Origin of the sequence: Halococcus sp. AFM35, assembly GCF_051195015.1 — an archaeon.
Lineage (GTDB): Archaea > Halobacteriota > Halobacteria > Halobacteriales > Halococcaceae > Halococcus.
The window spans coordinates 1-4,924 of record NZ_JBNTJU010000065.1 but is presented as its reverse complement, the minus strand read 5'-3'; the positions used below and the strand labels follow the sequence as shown (position 1 = coordinate 4,924).

Genomic DNA, 4,924 nt, shown 5'->3' with positions numbered 1-4,924 from the left:
AGTTCATTGGCTGCTTGGTTCGGTCGCATCAACTGACCAAGCAGCCCGTTCATCTAACCCGCTTTGTGAGGTACTGAGACTGGTTATACCTGGCGCAAATACGTCCATCGGTCCGCGACTCGATAAGATTGTTTGAATCAGCGAATTGGAGTTGATCTAGCCAGAACTATTGTGTACGCGCTATCGAAAGTTATCAAAATCAACTAACATGAACGTATTCCTGACGAGACGGTGGATAGGGGAGAGACCGTGAGTTATTCACAGAGGTGTGACATACCCGTTCTATAGTGTCCTCTCCGACGACTCGTTGTTCACGGTGACAACTGACAAACACTGAGTCGGCAGGAGTGGTTCACAGCCAGTCTGGCGTCGGGCGGTGCTCATATGCTTCGATATCGTGAATGCTGACTGAACGATCGTCTGCATCGGGGAGTTCGAGGTCCGCCGCTTCGTACATATCGTAGAGAATACCAATCTGCTCGTAGAGCCCGACCTGGTTGAGCAAGTTGATGCCGTATTCGGTGACAGCGTAGTATTTTCGCGGAATACCGTTTGGGACGGAATTGTCCGTCTCGGCATCCATCGTCTGAATGATGGGGCTGTCGCGGCGGGCGAGATCACGGAGGTGGTCACGGATGGTGCTCTCGGTGATGTCGTTCCGGGCGGCAAGCTCAACGGCGCTCAACGCAGCGGTGGGACTGGCGAGAATTTGCTGAAGGAGACGGACCTTTGTCTCGGTGAGAATCGCGCGCAGATCGCTGAGACGGTCGACCTCCAACTCGTGCTCTGGGAGGGCAGTTTTGACGCCACTGCTGTCATCAGCAGCCCTAGACGCATGCTGCATCTCCTTGGACATACACGTTGTTTGGGTTTCCATCGTCATATGTTTTGCGACGACCATCGACAATCCTGAATCGTGGGTATATACAAGTGCCACACCACCACTAAGACTGAATGACGGACGCGCCACCGCACATCCAAGATTTACCTCGGTTGGAGGATGCTGACTTCCTGTTCGGCGGGTATACTGGTGAGGGAGTGCAACAGTTCCATGATGCGGCTATCGCGCTCTTCACGGACCTCGATGACTACACCGGGAATGACACCCGATATTTCATCCTCGGGAACTACGAATCAGCGAGGGAACGTGAAACGCCAAAGGACCGCCTGACAGCCGTGCGTGACAAAATTAATGAAGATATCCCTGATGCACGCGCGTTTCTCCTTGATGACCTCGACGAAACGAACGAACGGTGGGTGAATTTCTACCTGAAATTCCGCTATACGCTGATCGGCACCAATTACGTACTACTGGTCGCCGAAGATAACGACGGTGGGCACGAATTGGAACTTGGCGAAGTCCCGCTTGCGGACACGTACGTCTTCAAGCGTGACTACCGAGACGTTTCGATTGATTCTGATATTGAGTACGAGAAGTTCGACGCAATGATTGCAACCCTTTTCGAGACGATGGCAGAGAACAATCGCCTCGCACGATGGACGACAACCGACGAACTTCTTGAGAGTGTCAGAGAGACAGTTGACGAAACGCTTTGACTACGAACCATCGTTAGAAACCGAGTAAGTAAAAAGCGGAACTGGCACTCTTCTGTTTACTTGACCTCGCACGTTTATAACCGGCCGCCGCGAATCGGTCATTACGCGACCGATGATGCCGATCACGGAGTTTCTGTCCTGCACGAATTTCATTGATGACTTCGAGTGCTTCTCGTATCAGCAGAAACACCACGCGAAAACCTACGTGACGGGCCTTATTGCCTCCGGCAATAAGACCGTCGAGGGCATCTCGAAACGCGTTCTTCAATCGAAGAGCGAACGCGCTCTCAACAAATTCCTGAATCAGTACGACTGGGACGAAGATCGGCTTAACCGCGAGCGGTTGACCGCGCTCCAACAGCGCAACGAAACGCGGTGGTCACAGGACGGAGTCGTCATTCTGGACGACTCCGTCACCCACCGAACTGGCGACCAACTGCCGAACGCTGGCTGGTTCTACGACCACGCCGAAAACGACACTGTGTGGGGCCAGAACCTCGTGTTCAGCCAGTACGCCGACGAGAAAACCACCTACCCGCTCGGCTTCCGTCTCTACGAGAAGGAAGCCGAATCAAAAATCGACCACGCCAAAGCGCTTGTCAATGAAGCTCACGAGGTAGGTGTTCCGGCGGACACCTACCTCTTCGATTCGTGGTACTGTTCACAGGAACTCGTCGAACACGTCGAATCGTACGACAGGGACTGGATTTCCGTGCTCAAGAGCAACCGCCACGTCGAGTACGGCGGCGAGATGATCCGCGTCGATGCGCTGGCAGAGCGCATCGACACGACCGAGCGGGAGGTCGACGGCGAGACCTACAACATCTGGACCAAGAAGCTGAACGTCTCGAAGCTCGGCGAGAAGAAGGTCCTCATCTCGGAGAAGGTGACCGACGATGAAGACGAGGAGAATCCGGTGAAGTACCTCGTGACGAACAAGATCGATGCACCGACGACGCAGCTGATTCGCACGTACTCGATGCGCTGGCGCATCGAGACGTTCTTCAGGGACAGCAAGCAGGACCTGGGCTTTGAGGACTGCGAGGTCGAGCGGGACGCAGGTGCCAATCGGCATTGGCACCTGCTGATGTTGGCCTACAGTTGTCTTCGGCTGGGTGTTGCCGATAGCGCTCTGGGAACCGTGCTCTCACAAACGACGTCGCTGTGCAACGATCTCAAACACTCGCTGCAGGAAGCAGTGCAGAATCTGTTGTCGTGGACACTGAACAACGCTGATCAAGGAGTAGACGGTCTCATGGATGAACTCGAAGGGGTCTTTATATAGGTGCGAGGTCCAGTGTTTATTGTCCGTTCTTCTGAGGGCGTCGACGCAGTATGATATAGGGATGCTCAGAGGAACCCATAGTTTTCTGCGAGTCTTTCCCAGCAGTTGGAAGATGCAGCTGCGAGATAGGTATTCTATATACCAATTCTGGCTAGCGGACTACGGACGGCTCAAGATAGATAGCCTGTAGTCCGACAGAGCTACCACACTACTTTAACCCGCTCTGTTGGTTCACTCCAGTATGACTGATGATCCTCTTGGGGACCTCGAGTTCAGTGGCGATTCCGAATCCCGAACTCCCGAGGAATTCATTGACATCATACACGACCCCGATGTCCTCTATTGCTACATCAAAGATGCCCACAATAAAGCACGAGACGACCTCATCATCGACGCTGGCGATATCACGGAAGAGGTCCACGTACATGCCAAAGTCGAGGTGTTCCAGTCCGCCATCCAATACGTCGAAGCATTCGGAATCTACCTTCTCGCATACATTAAAGGTCGTGAAAATCTCATCGCTGACCTCATTCGAACTAAGCCGAGCGAAGTCGAGACCTTCTTTGAGTATCTTCAGAACGACGAGATTGATGAGTGGTTAGCAGAAAATGAAATCGAAGACGACTACCAGACCGTTCTTGAGACCATTTTCGGATATCTGTACCTCGACACCGTCGAGCACCCCGGAGAAGGCGAATTCACTGACGAAGAACTCCAGAGTAAAATCGATGACTCAACGGTTGTCCTCGATAGCGAGCTCAGATCCATCGGCGAGTTCTACACCATGTTTCATGATGTCTACAACGCTGTGAAGCACGGGAACAGGGCAATCCCGCAATCCCTAAACGAACTCCAATTTACCCCACACGAAGGTGACGACGAGACAGATGGAGAAGCAATTGATGCAGCAGTGGATATGGAGTTTGTTCTGTTTGTCTGCAAAAACTCCCAGGGGGAACCCTACCTCACCATTCTTCCAATAGACTTCCTGCTCGAGCATACGCTCTCGGTCATCGAGAAAACACACAACCTGTTCACGCACCTCAAAACTATCTCACACGCCGTCATTAAAAATGAACCATTCGACATCTCGTTTTTCACCTACACAGAAACCACCACCGACGAAAACGAGCAGAACAAGGACAGTGAGCCAGACTGGATTACCGCACACCAGCCGGGCGGCATATTCATCCTACCCCGAACCGAACAAACAGCAGCGCTTCTTTCAGAACCCGCCGAATGGACGTTCGCAGCCCGCCTCACTCTTGACGATGATACCCTCGTACTGACGACTCGAAACAACAACGATATCTCCGACGACTATCCCATCTTGGTCTCAATTACACAGCAAGGACTCGTGGGGCTAACACCGCGCCCTATCCTCAACCTCACAATCAACTTCACTATCAACGATCTCGACGCACTCCAATACTACGAGCTACTCCAGTTCCAAGATTTCCTCGAAGACCGTGCTCTCGATAGTACCCGAGTCGTCGACGAGCAGAGCGACACCGAGATTCCAGTCGGCACTCCTGACGACTTCCCGCTTCCAGAACTCGAGGAATTCCTTAACCGTGAACGCATGGAACAGATCGCGCTCCTCCAGAAAATCACACAGCAACGGATCCCCATGCCACTCGCCGTCTCCGCTGATCAAGAGGCAATCATCGACAAATGCATCGAAGCAAATCTGACTCGCGAGGATGCTGTTGAGGCGGTCGAAAACATAGAGCAACTCGGAACCGATCGTGAGTTCACCGAGATAGTCGTCGAAAAGAGATCTCCAAGTATGGATGTCCTCGAAACTGAGTACATCGACTCTCTACCGGGTACAGTGGATTTCACGCTCACGGACGACGAGACAGGCGAAAACGATACGCATGACGCCGGAACAGTCCGATTCCCGACACACGTTAATGATGTCACCTTCGACGAACTCGTCGAATCATTCCATACGGACGGCGGTGGTGCAGAAGTCTTCACAAGGAATACGGTAGGACGGATTTGATGTGTCCAGCAAGTCCGTCCTACCGGATAATGCGACGGTCGAACAGGTTTTCAAAGCATTGGAGACCGAGACGG

At 52.8% G+C, this 4,924-nt stretch carries 4 protein-coding genes; 3 read left to right on the top strand and 1 reads right to left on the bottom strand.

The window, feature by feature from the left end; all coding sequences use genetic code 11:
• Positions 1 to 352: 352 nt before the first annotated feature.
• Positions 353 to 901 carry a hypothetical protein gene (locus tag ACQUQO_RS17855; protein WP_435079952.1) on the bottom strand — a complete coding sequence of 183 codons (549 nt, stop codon included), beginning with the start codon at positions 899 to 901 and terminating at the stop codon, positions 353 to 355.
• 92 nt (positions 902 to 993) lie between these two features.
• On the opposite strand from ACQUQO_RS17855, the gene ACQUQO_RS17850 reads away from it, so the two are divergent.
• The 3 genes from ACQUQO_RS17850 to ACQUQO_RS17840 all read left to right on the top strand — a co-directional run bounded on the left by ACQUQO_RS17850 (position 994) and on the right by ACQUQO_RS17840 (position 4,850).
• Positions 994 to 1,557 (top strand): hypothetical protein, encoded by a 564-nt coding sequence (locus tag ACQUQO_RS17850; RefSeq protein WP_435079950.1) that lies wholly within the window; start codon positions 994 to 996, stop codon positions 1,555 to 1,557.
• A 112-nt stretch (positions 1,558 to 1,669) separates the two neighbouring features.
• Positions 1,670 to 2,842, top strand: a complete 1,173-nt coding sequence (locus tag ACQUQO_RS17845) for an IS701 family transposase (RefSeq protein ID WP_435079948.1) — start codon at positions 1,670 to 1,672, stop codon at positions 2,840 to 2,842.
• A 241-nt stretch (positions 2,843 to 3,083) separates the two neighbouring features.
• Positions 3,084 to 4,850 carry a hypothetical protein gene (locus ACQUQO_RS17840; protein WP_435079946.1) on the top strand — a complete coding sequence of 589 codons (1,767 nt, stop codon included), beginning with the start codon at positions 3,084 to 3,086 and terminating at the stop codon, positions 4,848 to 4,850.
• Positions 4,851 to 4,924 lie beyond the last annotated feature (74 nt).

Excerpts from the sequence above, each read along its gene's own strand:
- ACQUQO_RS17855 (WP_435079952.1), bottom strand. The coding sequence starts at position 901 with ATGGTCGTCGCAAAACATATGACGATGGAAACCCAAACAACGTGTATG.
- ACQUQO_RS17845 (WP_435079948.1), top strand. The coding sequence starts at position 1,670 with ATGATGCCGATCACGGAGTTTCTGTCCTGCACGAATTTCATTGATGAC.
- ACQUQO_RS17840 (WP_435079946.1), top strand. The coding sequence starts at position 3,084 with ATGACTGATGATCCTCTTGGGGACCTCGAGTTCAGTGGCGATTCCGAA.